Genomic DNA, 19,758 nt, shown 5'->3' with positions numbered 1-19,758 from the left:
AATTAAAAAGAAGCAGTATAAACCGCTTCTTAATCATTAATTTATTTGTATGTGCTAGATAATGTATTTTTGATTTAAATGTATAATGAATGTGTTTTTTAATTATTTAAAGAAATATATAGATTTTGAAAATTATTAAAAGCCTATTATATCAGTGTTTAGATAGGCATATAGTTTTGTAGTTTACATAATTTCTAACGAAGTACGTTAATAAACTAATAAAAGAACCGTTGAAGTGAGTGCATTTCAACGGCTTTTTTTATTAGATGTACCGAAATATTTTTTAAAATACAAGGAATATGATTATATTTTTTCTTATAATGCTTTATAGAATTTAAATTTTTATCTTTTTCTTTATTTAAAATTACATTAGTTAAGTTATTTAATAATCTTGTTACTTTAAAAATTTATTTTAATTTGTTTAACTTCCATATCATCATTTCTTTTCGCAAGTATTTAGTCTATGAAGTTTATTAGTAAGTCTTTTAATTTTGGTAGTTTAATATTATTTTTATAATTTGGAATATACCACAGAAACATAATAAAAGTAATTGAAAAAAACAGTATTGTAATATATAATCCTTTTATTTTAGGATACCCAAGTCTGAAAAGTCTTCAATTGATAGTGTAAAAAGAATGGATATAACTACCGATACAACAGCCGTTAAGATTGTTTTCACTAGATAATCTGTAAAATTATCAGATGTACGCTCACTTGCAGTTATTGAAGTTTTTATAGATAACAATTGTAATTTACATAATTTGTTTAATTCACTATAAATTATTTTTCTATTACAATTTATTAAATGATTTAGTTCTGTGTTTACATCCTTTATTTCTATATCATCTTCTGTTAAATTTAATAATGCTTTTCGTATGTTTTTCCTATTGCAAGGTCTAGGATTTCTCGGTTTTATAATAACTTTTAAAATTTTATTTGTTAACATTTGAATAGAGTTAAACATAAAATATCCTCTTTCTGCACTTTATTTCTATCAATATGCTTATTCTTCTGTTTCAATAACAGGAGCAAACTCAGTAACGATCCGTTGATATACGTCTTTTTTAGTAGTTGGTGAGGCAAAAGAGTGTGAGATGGCATTGATATTAAGTTGTTTCATTTCACGATAATTAAGGTTGAAATAGTTATGCAACACCATGTATTCTTTTGTTAGGGTTGTGTTAGATACGGTGCGATTATCGGTATTAATTGAGCAAAGGACACCTTTTTTCATAAAATATCGAATAGGGTACTCTTCAAATGATCTAATTGCTTGTGTTTGAATATTACTAGTTGGGCACATTTCCAATAAAATGTTATTGGATAAACACATTTCTAAAGCGTTAATATCATCTTTAATTGCAACACCGTGACCAATTCTAGTAGCACCGAGTTTAATAGCTTCAACAACTTCATGCGGACAGCCACATTCTCCAGAATGAAGTGTAACCTGCATACCATTTTCTTTAGCTTGTCGAACGACAGGAGCTATCTTTTGATTATTAAATGCCGCTTCATCTCCAGCAAAGTCAAAGCCAACTAGATGTTTATTTTCAAATTTATGTAATATTTCCATTAATTCAAAGTTAGTTTCATTATTATGATGACGCATGGCACAAATAAGTAAATTCACTTGAATATCATAATCATTCATTGCTTTTTCAATTGCTTGGCATACACTAGTTAATACTTGTATGACGGACAGACCTTTTTCTAAATGTAGCAAAGGAGCAAATCTTAACTCCAAGTATTTAACATTTTCTTTCGCAATTTCTTTGATTGTCTCATAAGTAGCATCGAATAAATTTTCGGCTGTTTGTAAAACAGGAATAATTATGTTAAAACATTTTAAGTATTCTTTTAAATTATTGCAATTATCTTTTAAGACAGCTTTATTCATGATATCAGGATTTATGCCATCACGAATAGCTAGTTTTTTTAAAATATGCAAAGGAACCGAGCCATCTAAATGACAGTGTAAGTCCACTTTAGGCAATTTAGCTACAATATGTTTTTCCATTCTATTTTGTTTATTATTTGTTCTTTTCATTTCTATTTATCCCCTTAATTTTATTTATCCCTTATTTGAAATGACTGCGCAGTGTAGTGCGTCTTAAAATTTATCCCTAAGCTCTACTACCCTACCTATAATCGTTATAGGGATTCTTTCTATAATCTTACTTGCTGTAAAATATAATTTAATAGTTAGACTTGATTGCTATTAGCATTAATCCGTTGGATTGTTTTTTGATTTTTTACAAGTTACACTACCTCCATTTACTATTGCTATAACCGTATCTTCACTGTCATAGTCTGATTAACTATATTACCACTATCCATTCTTAGTTGCATACTATTGATCTTAATTTGCAAAGCGAAAAAGTCTCCTTTAGGTTTCTATTCAATAAGTATTTCTTCATAGTTAATAATATCTTCTATCTTTTCAATAGGCACACATGCTGCAACTTATTTTGTAACTTTTGGATTGGGGTATTCTTAGGTTTCGAAACACCTAACACTTTAGCTATTTTATACAACTTATCTTGTTTAGAAGAGTATTTTCCTATTTGTTCTTTTTGATAGTTCGCTTTGTATAATATCGGACTCAAACATTGCATATTTTAATCTTTCGGAAATTGTTGTCATAATATATCAACTCCTTTATAATAATTATACCCTTTTTGTTCAGAAAAAAACAACGAAAATCATATAAAAAATAAAAAAGTTTAGAAAATTGAAAAAATGTATTGACAAACAAAAAATATGTTATTCTAAGTTCATAAAGAGGGACAAAAGGAGGACTGGCATGGATAAAATAAAATTTAATTATAGTAAGTTAAGAGTTAGGATAAAAGAAATATTTGGAATTAACGAAAAATTTGCCTAAGCTCTAGAAGATGCTAGAGTAACGATTAGTTACAAAATAGGTATCATCTAGTAGTATATCTCAGTATGAAATAGGGAATATACCACCTAATGTAGTAAAAATTGATTGATAGATTTTTAGAAAATCGATACAAACGAGAATGTGGACAAGCAATCAGAAGTAGTAGCATTTGACTTTTATAATATTAATACTGAATTAGAAGCGGTACAAATGCAAATATATAGACTTAGCTAGTGAACTAATAAACGACGGCTATTATAGTAAGAGAACGATTATAGATAAATTGAATAAGACTATTGAAGTGTTCTAGTAAGTAAAAAAATCATAGCAAAAGCTCTTATATGATATAAATTCTAGATATAAAGATATCACACCAAGGAGGTTATGACAATGTACACTTTTCGAGAGATAGAGGCATTTATTAAAAGAGATGATTTATCAATAAGAGAAAAAAAGAAGTGTTGAATAATTTTATTGATAATTTAACCGAATATGATGAATGTTTTAGAGGTTTCAATATAAGCACAACCGAGTTAGCAATTATTCATAATACTTCTAAACAAGAAATAGTACGAACTATTGCAGAATTAGGAGAAAAATTAGTAAATATGTTAAATAGAGAAGTAAGGTTGATGTAATTTCCGCTTTTAATTAAAATAAATAGCGTATAGTTAAATACACTGGTCTGACACCACAAATATATTTATTTTAAATACAAAAGTTAAAATTTGTTATTTGAAGAAAACAAGAAGTATATATGACAAAAGGGGCTAATATAAGCCCCTTGTTTTTTGTATTAAATTTTTTACCTTCTCTTTTATGAGCATATATTATTGTTTCTTTATTTATTCTTAATACTTATATATATTATAAATATCCATTAATAAAGCTATCTATAAGTTTATTTTTATCTATTATTTTTTTGTCTTCTGTTTCATTTGCAACTACATAAAAATTATTTAAGTATATACTTATTTGTATTACAATTTAACAATAACATAGAAAACGTTTGTAATCAATAAGAAAAACAGCAAATAAATGCAGAAAAGCAGATATTGAGATAAACGTTATTTATTAAGATGTGTATAACAATAAAAAAATAAAGATACCTTTTATATTTTAGAAGTAAATAGAAAAATGAATTATTAAGAAACAGAGGTCATGATTAAATAAAAAACAGATAAAGATTTCTGTTGCCATATAGTATTCATTGTAAACTAAAAAGAAGCAGTTTAAACTGCTTCTTAACATTATTAATTTATTTTTTTAAATTTTTTACTACGAAAAACGGACATCCTAAATTACAATATTCTACTATATAATCTTCTAGATTATTAATATTTTTGTGATGATTAGCATCTTTTGTTAGAATAAATCCACTAAGTCGTAGTTTTTCGTATGCTATATCTCCTACAATATATGGCTTATTTTTTAGAACATCAACAAATTTTGCTGCGAATAGTTCTTTATCGAAGGCATCTTTATAGTTAAAAATTAGTTCGAATTTACCTTCTTCAGTTTCAAAAACTAAGTTTTCTTGAGGTAATTGCATATTAATCTCCTTTACTAAAAGGTTTTTTCAAAATATATATTATTATAAATATAGCAGAGTAAATTATTAGCACGAACATTGCGAAGTATTGAATTCTATCTAAAATAATATTTAGTTTTTCTTTATTGGATCTAGTGCTAAATTCATTATCTTGTATAAATGTATTTTTTATTTTTGCGTAATTAGATGTGTCTGTATTTGATTTATATTTAGAAAATACAGTAGCATAATTAGCTGATAGATAATCGTAATTTTGGAATAGCAATATTTTATTGTTCATTAAGAAATATTTAATATTTTTATCTGAATGATCTTTGTAAAATAAGTCATATATATCATTGTCTATTGATATATTTTCATTATTGATGTTATAAGTATCTGCTTTTAACGCTAGTCTGTAACTGTAATCTTTAAAAATATTTTCGTACATTTCTTGAATAGTGTTAAAGAAATCGTCTTTTGTTTCGGATATATTAAGAATAGTAACTACAATCTTTGTATTTCCACTATAAGCGATAAGGGTTGCTTTGTTGCTATCATAATTTGTTCCAAGAACTCGCATAGTATCTGATTGAATAAATTTTATATTATTATCTGAATTACTTCCATTACTAAAATCGTAAGTAGGATTTTTAGTTATATCTGTAATTTCTGGAAAGTTTAAAATAGTCTCACTAACTAAGTAGCTAATATTTTTGGCTGTAGATTTATTTTCTGAGCTTATATTTAAATTAACTAGTTCACTATTTTGTAAAGTTAATTTATCCAAAATATGGTGAAAGTCCGATATAGTGTAATTTAAAAGTTTAATTACACTTTGATTTAGAATTTCAGATTTATCTTGTTCAAGTAGGTATATAGCATCTTTAACTGTTATTTCTTGGGAAATATTGTATTTTTGTAAAATATCATCATTTTCTGTTAAAGATATTTTTGTGTCCAAAGATATTTTGTTATTTTTTAGTTGTTCAGAAATAGAAAATATCAACAGTTTATTAATTAGAGTATCGTAAGAAACTACTTCGTTTTCTTTATTTTTGGCTATTATTTTTCCTGTATTAATTTCGGAGATAATTATGTTTGCTCCGTTATTATTAGTTCGTAATTTTTCTATTATATTGTTATCTATAAAATTATTATTAGCTAAACTAATTTTATTTGTAAATGGTAACAATAAAATTGTCATTATTATTAAAACAAATTTTTTTAATTTCATAAGAAAAAAATCCTTTTTAAAATTTATATAGTATAGTATATTATAAATTTAGGTAAATTTCCAATTTTTAGTTAATTTTAGTAGAAAATTTTTGAAAAAATAAAAAAAATTTAAAAAGTGTTGTAGAAACGACAAGACATATAGGTGATATTGGGTTATAATGTTGACGGTAGAGTTAAATACTAGGTAAAATTAATTGTTAGCAATCAAATTTATAAATTTTTTATTAGTGTTTTGTTTATATAATAATATTACATAATAATTTGGTCGATAATTATTAATGTAATATTGAGTGGTTCGTTTTTAAATAGTGATTAGCTAGTAAATTATGTTTGCGTAGTAATATAACTTAATATGTAGTAATTAAAATATATTTCTTAGATGTATGTTAATTATATATATTGAAGTAGGAAGATTTATTCTTCCTATTTTTTTGTAATGAAAAATTAATAATTATGATAAAGAAGATAAGATAGCCATTCGAAAATTTCCCGGTTATATTTTAGGTAGACATTAAATTAAATAAGGTATAAAATAGATATTGTAGAAATTTTTTTTGGAGGGTAAGATGGAGAAATTAGAATTATTTGGTACAAGTTTAGAACATAAACTAAAAAATTTGGTTGTCATAAAAAGAGATGGAAGAAGAGTAGAATTTGATCCCGAAAAAATATATAATGCTATATCAAAAGCTATTTTATCTATGGGTGGAGATATAGTAACTTATAATATTTCTAAAATTATGGAAGAAATATTAATTGAAATAACTAATAGATTTCACACTGATATAAAAATATATGAAATACAAAATGTTGTAGAGCATATTTTAATTAAACTTGGAGAACAATCTTTAGCTGAGTCGTACATATCTTATAGAACAAAAAAAGATATAGATAGAGAAAGAAATTTAGATATTAATTTTGCGATAGAAAAATTAGTGAATAGAGATGAAAATCTAGTAAATGAAAATGCAAATAAAGATAGTTTGGTTTTTAATACGCATAGAGATTTAACTAGTGGTGTTGTTGCCAAAACTATAGGGTTAAAAATGTTACCTGAGCATGTAGCTAATGCTCATCAAAAGGGGGAAATTCATTATCACGATTTAGATTATTCCCCTTACCAACCTTTGACAAATTGTTGCTTAATAGATTTTAAGGAAATGTTAACTAAAGGATTCAAAATAGGAAACGCTGATGTAGAAAGTCCTAAGAGTATAACTACTGCGACTGCTCAAATGGCACAAATAATTGCTAATGTAGCTTCAAGTCAATATGGTGGATGTAGCGCAGATAGAATAGATGAAGTATTAGCTCCATTCGCTAAACTAAATTATGAGAAAAACTTAAAGTTAGCAAAAGAATGGATAGATGGGGAAGAGAAGCAAGAAAAATTTGCTAAAGAAAAAACGATTAAAGACATATATGATGCTATGCAATCTTTAGAATATGAAATAAATACCCTTTATTCATCTCAGGGACAAACACCATTTACTTCTTTAGGATTTGGTCTAGGTGAAGATTTCTTCTCTCGAGAAATTCAAAAAGCTATATTAAAAGTAAGAATAGATGGCTTAGGAACAGAAAAAAGAACAGCAATATTTCCTAAGTTAATTTTTACGATTAAAGATGGTGTCAATTTAAAGAATACCGATCCTAATTATGATATAAAAGAATTAGCGTTAGAATGTTCAACAAAGAGAATGTACCCTGATGTTATTATGTATGACACTTTGGTAAAAATAACTGGAAGTTGTAAGACTCCTATGGGATGTCGTTCTTTTTTACCAGCATGGCAAGATGAATTTGGCAATAACGTAGAAAGTGGGCGAATGAATTTAGGAGTTGTTACTCTAAATTTACCTCGTATAGCTATAGAGTCTAATGGGAATAAAGATAAATTTTGGCAATTACTTAGTGAACGCTTAGAGATTTGTAAAGATACGTTAGTTTATCGTGCAAAAAGATGTGGTGAGGCAAAGCCAGAAAATGCTCCAATACTTTATATGCATGGAGCATTTGGTAAAAGGTTGTCTGCTAATGATAATGTAAGTCAATTATTTAAAAATAAACGTTCAACATTATCTTTAGGATATATCGGTCTTTATGAGGTTGCTACAGTGTTTTATGGTGGAGAATGGGAAAATAACAAAGAGGCTAAAAATTTCACATTAGAAATAATGAAAGAATTAAAAAGAAATGTAGAATTATGGACAGAAGAATATGATTATTGGTTTAGTATTTATTCAACTCCATCAGAAAGTCTGACTGATAGATTCTGTCGCCTTGATAAAGAAAAATATGGTAGTATAGAAAATATAACTGATAAGGATTATTATACTAATTCTTATCACTATGATGTTCGCAAAAAGCCAACTCCTTTTGAAAAATTAGATTTTGAAAAAGATTATCCTTATTATGCTAGTGGTGGTTTTATTCATTACTGTGAATATCCAGTATTAAAACAAAATCCTAAGGCTTTGGAAGCTGTTTGGGATTATGCTTACGATAAGGTTGGATATTTAGGTACTAATACTCCGATAGATAGATGTTATGAATGTGGTTATGAGGGTGATTTTGAACCTACAAAAAAAGGATTTAAATGTCCAAATTGTGGAAATAACAATCCTAAAACATGTGATGTAGTAAAAAGAACTTGTGGCTACTTAGGTAATCCTCAGGCACGTCCTATGATAAAAGGACGTCATAAAGAAATAGTGTCGAGAGTTAAGCATATGGATTAAAGAAATATATTATTTGGGGGATATATGACAAAAAATTACAAATTTTATGTAGACAGTTTGGGATTACAAGAACACAGAGAAGGAGGTTATTATAAAGAGACTTACTTATCAAAAGAGCGAATAAAACTAGCTGATGGACGCATAAGAAACTTAACGTCAAATATTTTGTTCTTATTAACGGATAATAATCCTTCTCATTTTCATAGATTGAAATCTGATGAGTTATGGTTCTACCACGCTGGCAAACCGTTAACTATTCATATGCTTTTTCCTGACGGAGATTATCATAGTGTAACTCTAGGAGATGGTGTAGATGAATTATTTCAGTATACTGTTCCCAAAGGAGTGATTTTTGGCTCTACTGTTTGTGGAGAGGGTGATGATTTTTCGATAGTAGGATGTGTAGTAACTCCAGCGTTTCATTATGAAGATTTTGAATTGTTTACGCAAGCAGAATTGTTAAAAATTTATCCGAAAGAAAAAAATATTATTGAAAAATTAGCGTACAAAAATTTGAAAAATTAATATAACAATCTTTATAAAAATATATAGTAAAAAATTTTCAGAATAAATCTAGTAATTGTAGGAACTTGCTAAATTGTGTAATATAAAAATGGTATAATAGTTTATAACGAAAGAATATGAACGAAAAAAACATTTGAAAAAGAAAAAATAAAGGTGTATAATATATTCATGCTTGATTTCCTGGAAATAAAAATCAGGATAAAGTTATTTGCATATAAAGAAAGTGGGAATATTATGAAAATAGTATATTTTTCTTTAACAGGAAATTGTAAAAAGTTTTTAGGGTTTTGTCAAATACCACAAGAAGATATTATTTTCTTAAGAGATGTAGAGAATGTAGATTATGAATATATAATTATGACTCCTACTATCGGATTTGGAGAAGTACCATTACCAGTTAAGAAGTTTTTGGATAAAAATAGTAAATTTGCACGAGGAGTAGTAGCTAGTGGCAATAGAAATTGGGGAACTAATTTTGCAGTTGCAGCAGATATTATTTCTCGTGATTATAATATTCCTATACTAATGAAATTTGAATTATTAGGCAATATGCAGGATATAGAGAAGTTTAAGAAGATCTATGAGGAGATGAGTGATTAGTATGACAAAATATAGACATATAGAACTAAATAATGAAGTTACAAAAAGAGATGACACTGGATTTTTTATGTTGTATAAAGATAAAGAAGCAATATCAGAATTTTTGCGTGAAGTGGATGATAAAACTGTAAAATTTAGTTCAGAAATAAAGAGATTAAAATACCTTGTAGAAGAAAACTTCTATTATAATATATTTGATAAATATGTTGAAGAGGAAATTTTAGAATGTATAGAGCTAGCGAACAATTATAAATTTGAATTTCAAAGCTATATGGCAGCTAGTAAATTTTATAAAGATTATGCTTTGAAAACTAATGATAAAAAACAATATTTAGAAAATTATAACCAACATGTTTTTATAGTAGCTCTTTATTTAGCTGATGGTGATGTTAGTTTAGCAAAAGAATTAATTATTGCTATGTTAGAGCAACGTGTTCAACCAGCGACGCCAACATTTTTGAATGCGGGGAGAAGTCGTAGAGGAGAGTTAGTTTCTTGTTTCTTATTAGAAGTAGGAGACTCTCTAAATTCTATTAATTATATAGATTCAACGGCTAAGCAATTATCAAAGATTGGTGGAGGAGTTGCAATAAATCTTTCTAAATTACGTGCTAGAGGGGAAAGTATTAAAGGAATAAAAGGAGTAGCCAAAGGTGTTATTCCTGTGGCTAAATCATTAGAACAAGGTTTTGCTTATGCAGATCAATTAGGACAAAGACCGGGAGCTGGAGCGGTGTATCTAAATATTTTTCATTATGATGTTTTGGAATTTTTGGATACAAAAAAAGTTAATGCCGATGAAGAATTAAGATTGCCTACAATTTCTACTGGGCTAATTGTACCATCATTATTTTTTAAATTAGCTAAAGAAAATAAAGACTTCTATATGTTTGGACCTCACTCTATATGGGAAGAATATGGATTGGTTTTGGATGATATAGATATAGAAGAATACTATGATGAATTTTTGGCTAATGAGAATATAATTAAGAGATCTTATAGTACAAGAGATATGCTTAGCCTAATCGCTTCTACACAATTACAATCTGGATATCCTTACTTGATGTTCAAAGATAATGCAAATAAAGATCATGCATTAAGAGATATCGGGCAAGTAAAAATGAGTAATCTATGTACAGAAATTTTCCAATTACAAGAAACTTCGGTAATTAAAGATTACGGAGAAGGAGATATAATAAAAAGGGATATTTCTTGTAATCTAGCATCATTGAATATTGTCAATGTTATGGAAAGTAAAAAAATTAAAGAATCTGTTTATTCTGGAATGGATGCTTTAACATTTGTAAGTAATTCTACAAAAATCAAGAATGCTCCTGGAGTTGTGAAAGCTAATGATGAATTTCATTCTGTAGGATTAGGAGCAATGAATTTACATGGATATTTGGCTAAAAACTTAATAGCATACGAAAGTGAAGAAGCAAAAGATTTTGCTAATGTTTTCTTTATGATGATGAATTACTACACATTAGAAAAATCAATGCTAATTGCTAAAGAACGAAAAGAAACATTTAAAGATTTTGAAAAATCAGATTATTATAGTGGAAAGTATTTTGAAAAATATATAAACAATAGTTATTTACCAAAAACAGAAAAGGTAAAAGCATTATTTGAAGGTATAGAAATTCCAAATAAAGAACACTGGGCAAGATTAAAAAATAAAGTAAGAGAACACGGAGTTTATCATGCATACAGAATGGCAATAGCTCCTACACAAAGTATTTCTTATGTACAAAATTCAACATCAAGTGTATTGCCAATAGTAGATAAGATAGAAAGACGTACGTACGGAAATGCAGAGACTTTTTATCCGATGCCATATTTAAGTCCAAAAACTCAATGGTATTACAAGTCAGCATTTACGATTGATCAAATGAAGCTTATTGATTTAATGTCAGTTATTCAAGAACATATCGATCAAGGAATTTCTGTAATTTTATATGTTAATTCAGATATATCAACTCGTGAATTAGCGAAATATTATATTTATGCACATTACAAAGGATTAAAATCACTATACTATACTAGAAATAAACTATTGTCGGTAGAAGAATGTACATCGTGTGCAATCTAGAGAGGATAAGAAATGAAAGCGGTAAATTGGAATAAACAAGACGACTTAACATTTATGTACTGGCGTCAAAACATAGCACAATTTTGGGTTGATACAGAGTTTAAAGTATCAAAAGATATAAAAAGTTGGAATGAAGATTTAAATGATGCAGAACGAGATACATATAAAAAAGTTTTGGCTGGATTAACTGGGCTTGATACTCAACAAGGAGATGTAGGGATGCCTTTAGTATCCCTACATACAGAAGATATGAGAAAACAAGCAGTATATAGCTTTATGGGCATGATGGAGCAAATTCATGCTAAAAGTTATTCTACAATTTTTACATCACTAATTCCTAGTAAAGAAACAGATTACTTGTTAGATGAATGGGTAGTAGAAAATAAAGAATTACAATATAAAGCGAAACGTATCGAAGATTATTATTTGAAGTTATTTAAACCAGAAGTAAATACATATGATTTATATATGGCAAGAGTAGCATCTGTATTTTTGGAAAGTTATTTATTTTATAGCGGATTTTTCTATCCATTGTATTTAGCTGGACAAGGTAAAGTTACTACTTCTGGAGAGATTATTCGTAAAATATTATTAGATGAAACAATTCACGGTAGTTTTACAGGTTTTGATGCACAAGAAATGTTTAAAACTTTAACAAAAGAAGAACAAGAGCGTGCAGAAAAAGAAATGTATGAACTTATGCTAGACTTATATAATAATGAAATAAAATATACAGAAGATTTGTATACACAAATAGGATTGACAGATCAAGTGAAAGACTATGTAGAATATAATGCAAATAGAGCATTAGCAAATTTAGGGTACCCTGGATATTTTGAGCATAGAGAATTAAATCCTATTATAGAAAATGCAATGAATACAACGACTAAAAATCATGATTTCTTTAGCGTTAAAGGTGATGGGTACGTTGTTAGTATGAATGTAGAATCATTAGAAGACGAAGACTTTATATTTGAATAGGAGAAACATATGAAAATTTTAATGGTAAGACATGGAGAAACTGACTACAATAAAAATTTTTTAGTTCAGGGACATACAGATATACCCTTAAATGATACTGGAATTAATCAAGCAGTAGATGCAGGTAAAAAATTATTAGAATACAATATATCTGCAGCGTATAGTAGTCCTATGGGTAGAGCTTATGATACTTGTAGATATATGTTAGACAATTCTATACCTAAAAATAAAAATATAACAATAGAAAAAGATAATCGTATAATTGAAAAAAATTATGGTATTTATGAAGGTGCTACTTATGATGAGTGGCATAAAGGACAAAAAGAAGGTAACATTTCATCAGTAGAACTTGATAGTGATATAGCTGAGAGAGTTGAAGATTTTATTAAAGAAAAATATGCGCAACATAAAGATGAAACTATTTTGGTTGTATGTCATGGAGCGTGTACACGCATTTTCTTAGAAAGTAAAAATTTACGTCCTAATGATAATTACATAATAAATACATCGTTAAATGAAATAGAATATGATGGAGAAAATTTCGCATTGTTAAAATACAACGCATAAAAAAAGTAAGCTTCTAATTTTATAGAAGCTTACTTTTTATTATTTATCTTTTTTATTTTGTTTTTTTGGAACTCTACTATTTAAATCAATATTCCAGACAGTTTCTTCTTGAGAAGCTATCTCTTTGAAGTAATTTTTATTTTCTTTGGTTTCGCTATTTTTCTTTGCTTTTTTCTTCGTACCATTATCTTTTTCTTTTGTAGAGGTTTTTGCTGTTTGTGAACCGTATATAGATGAATAAACAGGAGTAGGTTTGTATTTACCAACTCGTGTAGGCGAAGGAGATGATATTTTCTTCTCTATATATGATGCAGTTTTAGTGTTAGATGATGTATTTGAATTTGAATATTTTTCAAAAATAGCTTCTAACTTTCTTTGATTTTCTTCAATAGTTTCTTTACTAACAGGTCGATAGCCATTATCTTGAGTTTTGTATTCTCCAAACGTTATAGGGCTACTTTCATTGACGAAATAGTTATCTACATCATTAGGATATAGTTTTTCTACATATTGTATTTTTTCATCTTTATTCTCTGTTTCTTTTTCAATTACAATTTCCTGTTTTTTAGGAGGAGTATATGTTTTTTCCTCTGTAAATTTATCTATATCGTTGATTATATCTTTTTTGTTAGGTGTTACTTCTTTTGTTAGGATATCTATATCTGTGTTTTCTGATTTATTGTCGATATTATTTTGTGATGTTAATTCTTCAATCTCTTCTAAATCTAAATGATAGTCACTATATTCATTTAGAATATCTTCGTTAGTTTTTTCTTTTTTCAGTTCGTCATATGTAGGATAATGAGGCTCACTATCTTTTGCAACTTGTTCTACAGATATGTCTTCTTCTAGTGCATCACCTTGTTTGTTACTATTTTCTTGTTTTATAATTAAAAGATTTTCGTTTAATTTATTTATTTCTTCTAACTCTGCTTCCTGCTCTTTCTCTACAATATTAGTTTCTATAATTAAATCGTCTAGTATAGTTTTATTGTTACTGTCTACTAAATATTCACTAGTTTTTTGTTTGAATACTTCTTTTCTAAATGTTTCTACATCTTCTGGAGATTCTTGTTCTTTAGTTGAGATAGTTTTTTTGCTTAGTTTATCTATATCATCTTCAAATAATTCATTATTTCCTTCAAGAATTTCATCAACTGATGTATATTTTAATTTACTGCGACGATCTTTCTCGGTAGGATCGTTACTAATTTCGATATCGTAATTTTTGGTATCTTTTTTGCTGTTTTCTTCCTGCTGCTTTATTTCGTTTAAGGCTTTGTCAATATGTGTTGCAGTGACATCGTCTTTAATAGGTTTTTTAGTTTCTTTTCTTTGTATATTATTGAAATCTTTGTTTAATTGTTCAATGTCTTCTTTATTTTTAGAATGACGTATTGTAGTTTCTTCAATATCTTCTTCTAAAATGTGTTCGTCTTTTTTGTCTAAACTACTAACTAAATTATTTTTATCACTTTCTATTGTTATGTCAGTACCAAGATCTTCTATTTTTTTGTCTTGTATTATACGTTTAACTTTCATAGAGGCTAAAGTTGGATGTGTTCTGCGTTCTTCTCTTTCTTTAAAGAAATCAACTTCTTGAATATTGTTAGCTTCTATACCGAATTCTTGTAATGATTCTGATAAAGATTTGTTTTCTTGCTCATTTTTATCTATTTCTTCTAATGTTTCTAATTCTGATGTAATATTATTTTCATCATATTTGTCTAATTCGATTATCTGCTCTTCATCTATAAATGAGTCATCGTCAAAATCTATTTCATCTGCTGTTATATCATTTTCTACTTCAGGTTGCCTTGTATTTACTAATGAAGAAAACTTATTTTTTATTCTAGAAAAAATAGATTCTTGGTTATTAAATTCTGAATCATCAAAATTTTCGTCTTCAAAGATGCTATCTTCTTCAAAATCCTTGATATATTCAGCATCTTCTATATTATTATCTTTATTTTTTTGTCGTTCAAAATATGTTTTGTAATCTTCTACTTCATCATCATTTTCATCGGTGTTTTCTTGATCTTCTTCAAACCATTCTGTAGATTGTTGTTTTTTGAAAAATGTTTTTATTTTATCTAAAAAACTTTCTCTTTTTTCAAAAGTGTCTTCTTCATCTTCTAAGAAAATATTTGATTCTTCCGTATTATAAATTTTATTATTAGTTATTTTTTCTTTCTGTTTAGTCATTGGTTCGTCTTCTTCGAACCAAGAATCTAATCTGCTTTTCTTTTTTTCTGTTTTTTCGTAATGTTCAATTTCTATATCACTGTTATTATTCTCTTCGTTTTCGTCATCGAAAAATTTTTTCCAATTTACCAATTTAGTCTCCTCCTTAATATTTTATTTCAAGTTTAGAGTATTAATTTTCACTCCTACAGGAGAGTTGCTATCCAATACTAAAATTCCTTTTATATTTTCATCGTAAGGTAATCCTAATTCTTTTTTTGAGCAAAGCATACCGTACGATTCCACTCCACGCAATTTAGATTTTCTAATAAGAAGGCCACTAGGCATAATAGCTCCTATTTTAGCTACCGCAACTTTTTGTCCAACGTCAACGTTGCTAGCGCCACATACTATTTGTAAAATTTCATCATTGTCTATTTTCACTGTTGTAACTGATAGTTTATCTGCATCTGGATGTTTTTCTTTAGTCAGTACTTCTCCAACGACAAAATAATCATCATTTGTTCCATCTAAATCTATTTTTATACCATTTTTTTCTAAGCGAGTTTGTAGTTTTTCTTTTTGTTCTTCTGATAATTCAATATTTCCATTACCTTCTAATTTTAAATTTTCTATATTAAAAATATTTAATCCTACTAGAATACCATTAGAATCTTTTATTAGTGTCATATTTTTTTTATCTTCATAGATAGTATTTTCACTATCTGATATAGTAATTAAAAGTGTTTCTCCTAACATTTGTTTATTGTAAAAAAATAACATAATTTTCTCCTTATTCTACAAAAATAAATAAACTTTCTAAAGTCTTGTTATCATATTTGAAGGTAATTGTAGTTATTGGTACACGCCCTTCTGTAAAAAAGTGTACCATCATCTTTTGTAATATTTCTAATCCTTTTTTATTTTTTATATCAGCTATTATTAAAGTATCTTGATGTGGTAGTCCTATGTAATATGAAGAACCTATTTTGTTATAAAAATATTTTAATATATCTTCGTTTAGTAATCTGGAACCGTCATAACCATCTTTAGCATTTAAAAAGTAAAATGTATTTCCTGCTACAAAGTCTGTATTGTGTTTTAGTGGAAGATTTTTTAAATTTTTATTTGCATTAAACATTAATTCTTCTTTAGTAATATTGAATTTATTTAAAATTTCTGATGATAATATACGATAATTAGTGCCTAAGTCTAATGAATAAAATATTTTTGTTTCGTTAGTATGCTTTGATGTTATTAATGTTTCATTGTTATTCTTCCCAAAAGAGGTTGATCGTAATATAGGATAACAATTACTTAAAAATATATCTTTAGAAATATTAAGATTTTCAAAATTATTTTGTGCTTTTAAATTGTTAGTAATATGATAAATAAAATCATACACTAATTTGTCGCTTTTATCAGATTTTTCATCGTCTAATCTTACAATAAAGTTTTCTAAGTTAATGTTTGCTTTATAACCTTTAAAATTTACAGTATAAAAAGATTTATTTTCTTTTTTTATCTTTGTTACCGTACTTTCGGGCAATTTTTTTTTTATTTCGTTTAAAATATATTTTTCGGTATAGAACATAATCTCTCCATAATAGCTTTTATGATTAATATTATAGCAAAAAAATGAGTAAATAGCGAATAGAATATTATATTAAATTTTAAATAATAAAACTTTTATCGTTGATTGTAAAAAAAAATATATTTAGATATAATAAAATTATTGAACAAAAGAGGTGAATTAATGAAAAAATCTAACAAAAATTTTTCTATAGATGAAATAAAATTTAAATATAAAAATTGGTATAAAAAGTATCTTTTTAAATTTTTTATAATTAGTTTATTTTACATTATATTATTATTATCTAATAATTTTATTTTTAAGAATGAAAAATTATATATAAGTATAAATATTATTTTTCTTTTTTATTTTATATATACTTTATCTTTAGGTGGTGTTATCTTTATACAGTTTCAAAAGATAAAAAATAAAATTAAAAAAAATAATAAAAATTTTTAAAAAGTATTTTTATTTTTTCTAATTTGTATTATAATAATTATATAATGATAATCGTTATCATTACCGTTATAAATATATTAAGGAGATGAATATGAAAAGATTATTTTTAGCGTTAATACTTATTTTATCATTTATTGGACAAAGTGCTATTTCTGATAAAAAAGTTACACACGCTCAGTCTAGAGTATACCACGTACCAGTATCTCTATGGCATGCTGAAAATAGTGGTAGATTATCCATGGGAAGTAGAGCAGTAAGTTCTATAGCACGTGTTGAAGAAAATGGGGGAACTTCAACTGTAACTGTAGAATTTGTACCTATGCAGTTTATGGATATGAATGGTCATCTAATAGGATTATCTGTTTATAGTACTCCTTTATTTTCTGGAGGTTTAACTAGAGCCAATGTAATAGGATCTTATCAAGATACAGATTTAGACGGTAATATTGCAACATTCCCATCTTTACTGCAATTTACTAGAGCTAGTCTAAAAGAAGATAAAATAGGAGTCCAAGTAACTGTAGATGCAATGAATAAAATTATGGGAGGAGACGCATCACAAAATGCAATATTAAAATTTGATTGGTCGTCAGCAACATTAATATCAGGAGTTGAAGAAAGTCAAGATAATACAGATCGAAATACAAGTGATGATAAAGAAGCTACATCAGAAAATAAAGATAGTGATCAAGAAAATGACAGTGATAAAAATAAAGATTCTGAAAATAAAAAACCAGAACTAAAAAAAGTTGAAGACTACTTCAAAGATGATATAAAAACCAAAGAACGTGGAGTCTACAATATCGATATAACGGCATCATACTTAAATCCATTGACTGGAGTTACTGCTGATGGTGGTACAAAAAATGTTGAAATAGGTGAAGGTATGAGTCAAGGAGTTATATCACCAGTTAGTGATACAGCTAACTTATATCAAGCGCTAAACAACCAAAAGTATAGTGGGGAGAAAAGATGGTCTAAAGCACAATTACAAAGAACTGCTGATGGAAAGCTTTATGCTACTGTAAGAGTACATTTAATAAATTGGGTAACTAGAAATAGTGAACAAGGACCATTTATAAAAGTTTTGCAGAGCAATGGAGAATATAAATTAGTAGAAGCAGTTGAAACAAATGTGCATTTAGATAAGTATAAAGATAGTTACGCAGATTATCGCTTTGAAGTTCCTAGAGAGAATTTTTCTGCAATGATTCAAATGTTTGTAGAGCCGATGAATAGACCAGTTAGATTTTTTGTTGAAGTTAATCCTAATACTATATCTACAGGAGCAGTTGATGGGATGCAAGTAATAGATGATAAAAAATCTATTAGTAAGGTTTATTACATAATAGGGTTTTTATTTACTATCCTTATAGTAGGAGTAGTTATTTATATTATTAGAAAAAGAATGAATAGAGTTGATAAAAATGAAGAATAGTATTAAGAAATATATACTTTTATTATTAACATTGTTAATACTGTCGGCTTGCTCTAACTCCAAAACAACTAATAATGAAAAAGATATAGCAGATAAAGCATTTAATAATACTGTAGACTTAACAGGGATAAACAAAGATAAAAGAGCAGATGAAGAGCAGGGAAGCAGAATAGTTATGAATTCAGTAGCTCTTACTAAGTTGGCTGACGAATTAGATTTGAAATTAGCAGGAGTACCATCAACTAATTCTGGAAAAATTCCCTCAAATTATGATCACATATACCGAATAGGTTTACCTATGAATCCAGATATGGAAGTAATTAAAACTATAAATCCTACAATAGTATATGTTCCAGATAGCTTGGTTGATTGGCTAGATGAAGGATTAAAGAAACATAATATTCCCCATAAATATGTTAATTTGCGTAGCGTGGACGCTTTGTATAACATAACGGAAGAACTTGCTACTCAATATAACAAAAAAGAGAAGTATAACCAACTTGTAAATGATAAAAATAATTTCTTTAATGAATATAATAGTAGAATATCAAATAAAAAGAAACCAAAAGTGTTAGTTTTAATGGGATTACCTGGAAGTTATGTAGCTGCAACAGAAAACTCGTATGTTGGTAATTTGGTTAAGTTGGCAGGAGCAGAAAATATAGTAACAAGCGATAAAGAATTTGAACAAGTTAATATGGAATATTTACTAAGTCAAAATCCAGATTATATTTTGAGAACTGCACATGCTCTTCCAGATGTCGTAATGAAAATGTTTGAAGATGAATTTAATAATAACAAATCTTGGGAAAATTTTTCAGCAGTAAAAAATAATAAAGTTATTGATCTTGATTACCATATATTCGGGATGACTGCACAGTTTAATTACACACAAGGTCTTATTAAACTAGAAGAGATATTTTATAAGTAGGAGATAATT

16 protein-coding genes are annotated in these 19,758 nt (G+C 27.2%); 9 read left to right on the top strand and 7 right to left on the bottom strand.

Features of this window, described 5'->3' with window-relative positions; genetic code table 11:
- Positions 1-584: 584 nt before the first annotated feature.
- Positions 585-965: a hypothetical protein gene (locus tag AC1XWJ_RS03600; RefSeq protein ID WP_483334530.1), complete on the bottom strand. Its 381-nt coding sequence runs from the start codon at positions 963-965 to the stop codon at positions 585-587.
- Between the two features lie 39 nt (positions 966-1,004).
- The gene (gene add, locus AC1XWJ_RS03595) at positions 1,005-2,051 is read right to left on the bottom strand and encodes an adenosine deaminase (protein ID WP_483334529.1); all 1,047 of its coding nucleotides are present in this window, start codon (positions 2,049-2,051) and stop codon (positions 1,005-1,007) included.
- A gap of 1,295 nt (positions 2,052-3,346) precedes the next feature.
- Here add and AC1XWJ_RS03590 point away from each other — a divergent pair.
- Positions 3,347-3,526 carry a hypothetical protein gene (locus AC1XWJ_RS03590; RefSeq protein ID WP_483334528.1) on the top strand — a complete coding sequence of 60 codons (180 nt, stop codon included), beginning with the start codon at positions 3,347-3,349 and terminating at the stop codon, positions 3,524-3,526.
- Positions 3,527-4,146: 620 nt separating this feature from the next.
- Here AC1XWJ_RS03590 and AC1XWJ_RS03585 read toward each other — a convergent pair.
- Positions 4,147-4,440 (bottom strand): YutD family protein, encoded by a 294-nt coding sequence (locus AC1XWJ_RS03585; RefSeq protein WP_483334527.1) that lies wholly within the window; start codon positions 4,438-4,440, stop codon positions 4,147-4,149.
- A 1-nt stretch (position 4,441) separates the two neighbouring features.
- Positions 4,442-5,656: a D-alanyl-D-alanine carboxypeptidase family protein gene (locus AC1XWJ_RS03580; protein ID WP_483334526.1), complete on the bottom strand. Its 1,215-nt coding sequence runs from the start codon at positions 5,654-5,656 to the stop codon at positions 4,442-4,444.
- A gap of 568 nt (positions 5,657-6,224) precedes the next feature.
- Between AC1XWJ_RS03580 and nrdD the strand changes: the two genes are divergently transcribed.
- From nrdD to AC1XWJ_RS03550, 6 genes are all read left to right on the top strand, one after another.
- The gene (gene nrdD, locus AC1XWJ_RS03575; RefSeq protein WP_483334525.1) at positions 6,225-8,399 is read left to right on the top strand and encodes an anaerobic ribonucleoside-triphosphate reductase; all 2,175 of its coding nucleotides are present in this window, start codon (positions 6,225-6,227) and stop codon (positions 8,397-8,399) included.
- Between the two features lie 24 nt (positions 8,400-8,423).
- A complete protein-coding gene (locus tag AC1XWJ_RS03570) occupies positions 8,424-8,924 on the top strand; it encodes a cupin domain-containing protein (RefSeq protein ID WP_483334524.1) in 501 nt (166 codons plus the stop codon).
- A 234-nt stretch (positions 8,925-9,158) separates the two neighbouring features.
- On the top strand, positions 9,159-9,524 hold the full coding sequence (nrdI, locus tag AC1XWJ_RS03565) for a class Ib ribonucleoside-diphosphate reductase assembly flavoprotein NrdI (RefSeq protein WP_483334523.1): 366 nt from the start codon (positions 9,159-9,161) through the stop codon (positions 9,522-9,524).
- 1 nt (position 9,525) lies between these two features.
- Positions 9,526-11,616, top strand: a complete 2,091-nt coding sequence (nrdE, locus tag AC1XWJ_RS03560) for a class 1b ribonucleoside-diphosphate reductase subunit alpha (protein WP_483334522.1) — start codon at positions 9,526-9,528, stop codon at positions 11,614-11,616.
- Positions 11,617-11,628: 12 nt separating this feature from the next.
- Positions 11,629-12,597, top strand: a complete 969-nt coding sequence (nrdF, locus tag AC1XWJ_RS03555; RefSeq protein ID WP_483334521.1) for a class 1b ribonucleoside-diphosphate reductase subunit beta — start codon at positions 11,629-11,631, stop codon at positions 12,595-12,597.
- A 9-nt stretch (positions 12,598-12,606) separates the two neighbouring features.
- Positions 12,607-13,164, top strand: coding sequence for a histidine phosphatase family protein (locus tag AC1XWJ_RS03550; RefSeq protein ID WP_483334520.1), 558 nt, complete (start codon positions 12,607-12,609; stop codon positions 13,162-13,164).
- Positions 13,165-13,203: 39 nt separating this feature from the next.
- Here AC1XWJ_RS03550 and AC1XWJ_RS03545 read toward each other — a convergent pair whose 3' ends face one another.
- Genes AC1XWJ_RS03545 through AC1XWJ_RS03535 form a run of 3 tightly spaced genes read right to left on the bottom strand, consistent with a single transcriptional unit; the run spans position 13,204 to position 16,942 of the window.
- The gene (locus AC1XWJ_RS03545; protein ID WP_483334519.1) at positions 13,204-15,501 is read right to left on the bottom strand and encodes a hypothetical protein; all 2,298 of its coding nucleotides are present in this window, start codon (positions 15,499-15,501) and stop codon (positions 13,204-13,206) included.
- Positions 15,502-15,522: 21 nt separating this feature from the next.
- Positions 15,523-16,131 carry a YtpR family tRNA-binding protein gene (gene ytpR, locus AC1XWJ_RS03540; protein WP_483334518.1) on the bottom strand — a complete coding sequence of 203 codons (609 nt, stop codon included), beginning with the start codon at positions 16,129-16,131 and terminating at the stop codon, positions 15,523-15,525.
- Positions 16,132-16,141: 10 nt separating this feature from the next.
- Positions 16,142-16,942 carry a DUF1444 family protein gene (locus AC1XWJ_RS03535; RefSeq protein ID WP_483334517.1) on the bottom strand — a complete coding sequence of 267 codons (801 nt, stop codon included), beginning with the start codon at positions 16,940-16,942 and terminating at the stop codon, positions 16,142-16,144.
- Between the two features lie 529 nt (positions 16,943-17,471).
- On the opposite strand from AC1XWJ_RS03535, the gene AC1XWJ_RS03530 reads away from it, so the two are divergent.
- Together AC1XWJ_RS03530 and isdE are read left to right on the top strand one after the other, a co-directional pair.
- Complete coding sequence (locus tag AC1XWJ_RS03530; protein WP_483334516.1) at positions 17,472-18,818, top strand: heme-binding Shp domain-containing protein; 1,347 nt, start codon at positions 17,472-17,474, stop codon at positions 18,816-18,818.
- The gene (gene isdE, locus AC1XWJ_RS03525) at positions 18,808-19,749 is read left to right on the top strand and encodes a heme ABC transporter substrate-binding protein IsdE (protein ID WP_483334515.1); all 942 of its coding nucleotides are present in this window, start codon (positions 18,808-18,810) and stop codon (positions 19,747-19,749) included. Before AC1XWJ_RS03530 ends, isdE begins: the two co-directional genes overlap by 11 nt.
- The last annotated feature ends 9 nt before the right edge of the window (positions 19,750-19,758 follow it).

Source organism: Gemelliphila sp. 1F1 (assembly GCF_056897515.1).
This window is presented reverse-complemented; position numbering and strand designations above follow the sequence as displayed.

Excerpts from the sequence above, each read along its gene's own strand:
- AC1XWJ_RS03600 (WP_483334530.1), bottom strand. The coding sequence starts at position 965 with ATGTTTAACTCTATTCAAATGTTAACAAATAAAATTTTAAAAGTTATT.
- add (WP_483334529.1), bottom strand. The coding sequence starts at position 2,051 with ATGAAAAGAACAAATAATAAACAAAATAGAATGGAAAAACATATTGTA.
- AC1XWJ_RS03585 (WP_483334527.1), bottom strand. The coding sequence starts at position 4,440 with ATGCAATTACCTCAAGAAAACTTAGTTTTTGAAACTGAAGAAGGTAAA.
- AC1XWJ_RS03580 (WP_483334526.1), bottom strand. The coding sequence starts at position 5,656 with ATGAAATTAAAAAAATTTGTTTTAATAATAATGACAATTTTATTGTTA.
- nrdD (WP_483334525.1), top strand. The coding sequence starts at position 6,225 with ATGGAGAAATTAGAATTATTTGGTACAAGTTTAGAACATAAACTAAAA.
- AC1XWJ_RS03570 (WP_483334524.1), top strand. The coding sequence starts at position 8,424 with ATGACAAAAAATTACAAATTTTATGTAGACAGTTTGGGATTACAAGAA.
- nrdI (WP_483334523.1), top strand. The coding sequence starts at position 9,159 with ATGAAAATAGTATATTTTTCTTTAACAGGAAATTGTAAAAAGTTTTTA.
- nrdE (WP_483334522.1), top strand. The coding sequence starts at position 9,526 with ATGACAAAATATAGACATATAGAACTAAATAATGAAGTTACAAAAAGA.
- nrdF (WP_483334521.1), top strand. The coding sequence starts at position 11,629 with ATGAAAGCGGTAAATTGGAATAAACAAGACGACTTAACATTTATGTAC.
- AC1XWJ_RS03550 (WP_483334520.1), top strand. The coding sequence starts at position 12,607 with ATGAAAATTTTAATGGTAAGACATGGAGAAACTGACTACAATAAAAAT.
- ytpR (WP_483334518.1), bottom strand. The coding sequence starts at position 16,131 with ATGTTATTTTTTTACAATAAACAAATGTTAGGAGAAACACTTTTAATT.
- AC1XWJ_RS03535 (WP_483334517.1), bottom strand. The coding sequence starts at position 16,942 with ATGTTCTATACCGAAAAATATATTTTAAACGAAATAAAAAAAAAATTG.
- AC1XWJ_RS03530 (WP_483334516.1), top strand. The coding sequence starts at position 17,472 with ATGAAAAGATTATTTTTAGCGTTAATACTTATTTTATCATTTATTGGA.
- isdE (WP_483334515.1), top strand. The coding sequence starts at position 18,808 with ATGAAGAATAGTATTAAGAAATATATACTTTTATTATTAACATTGTTA.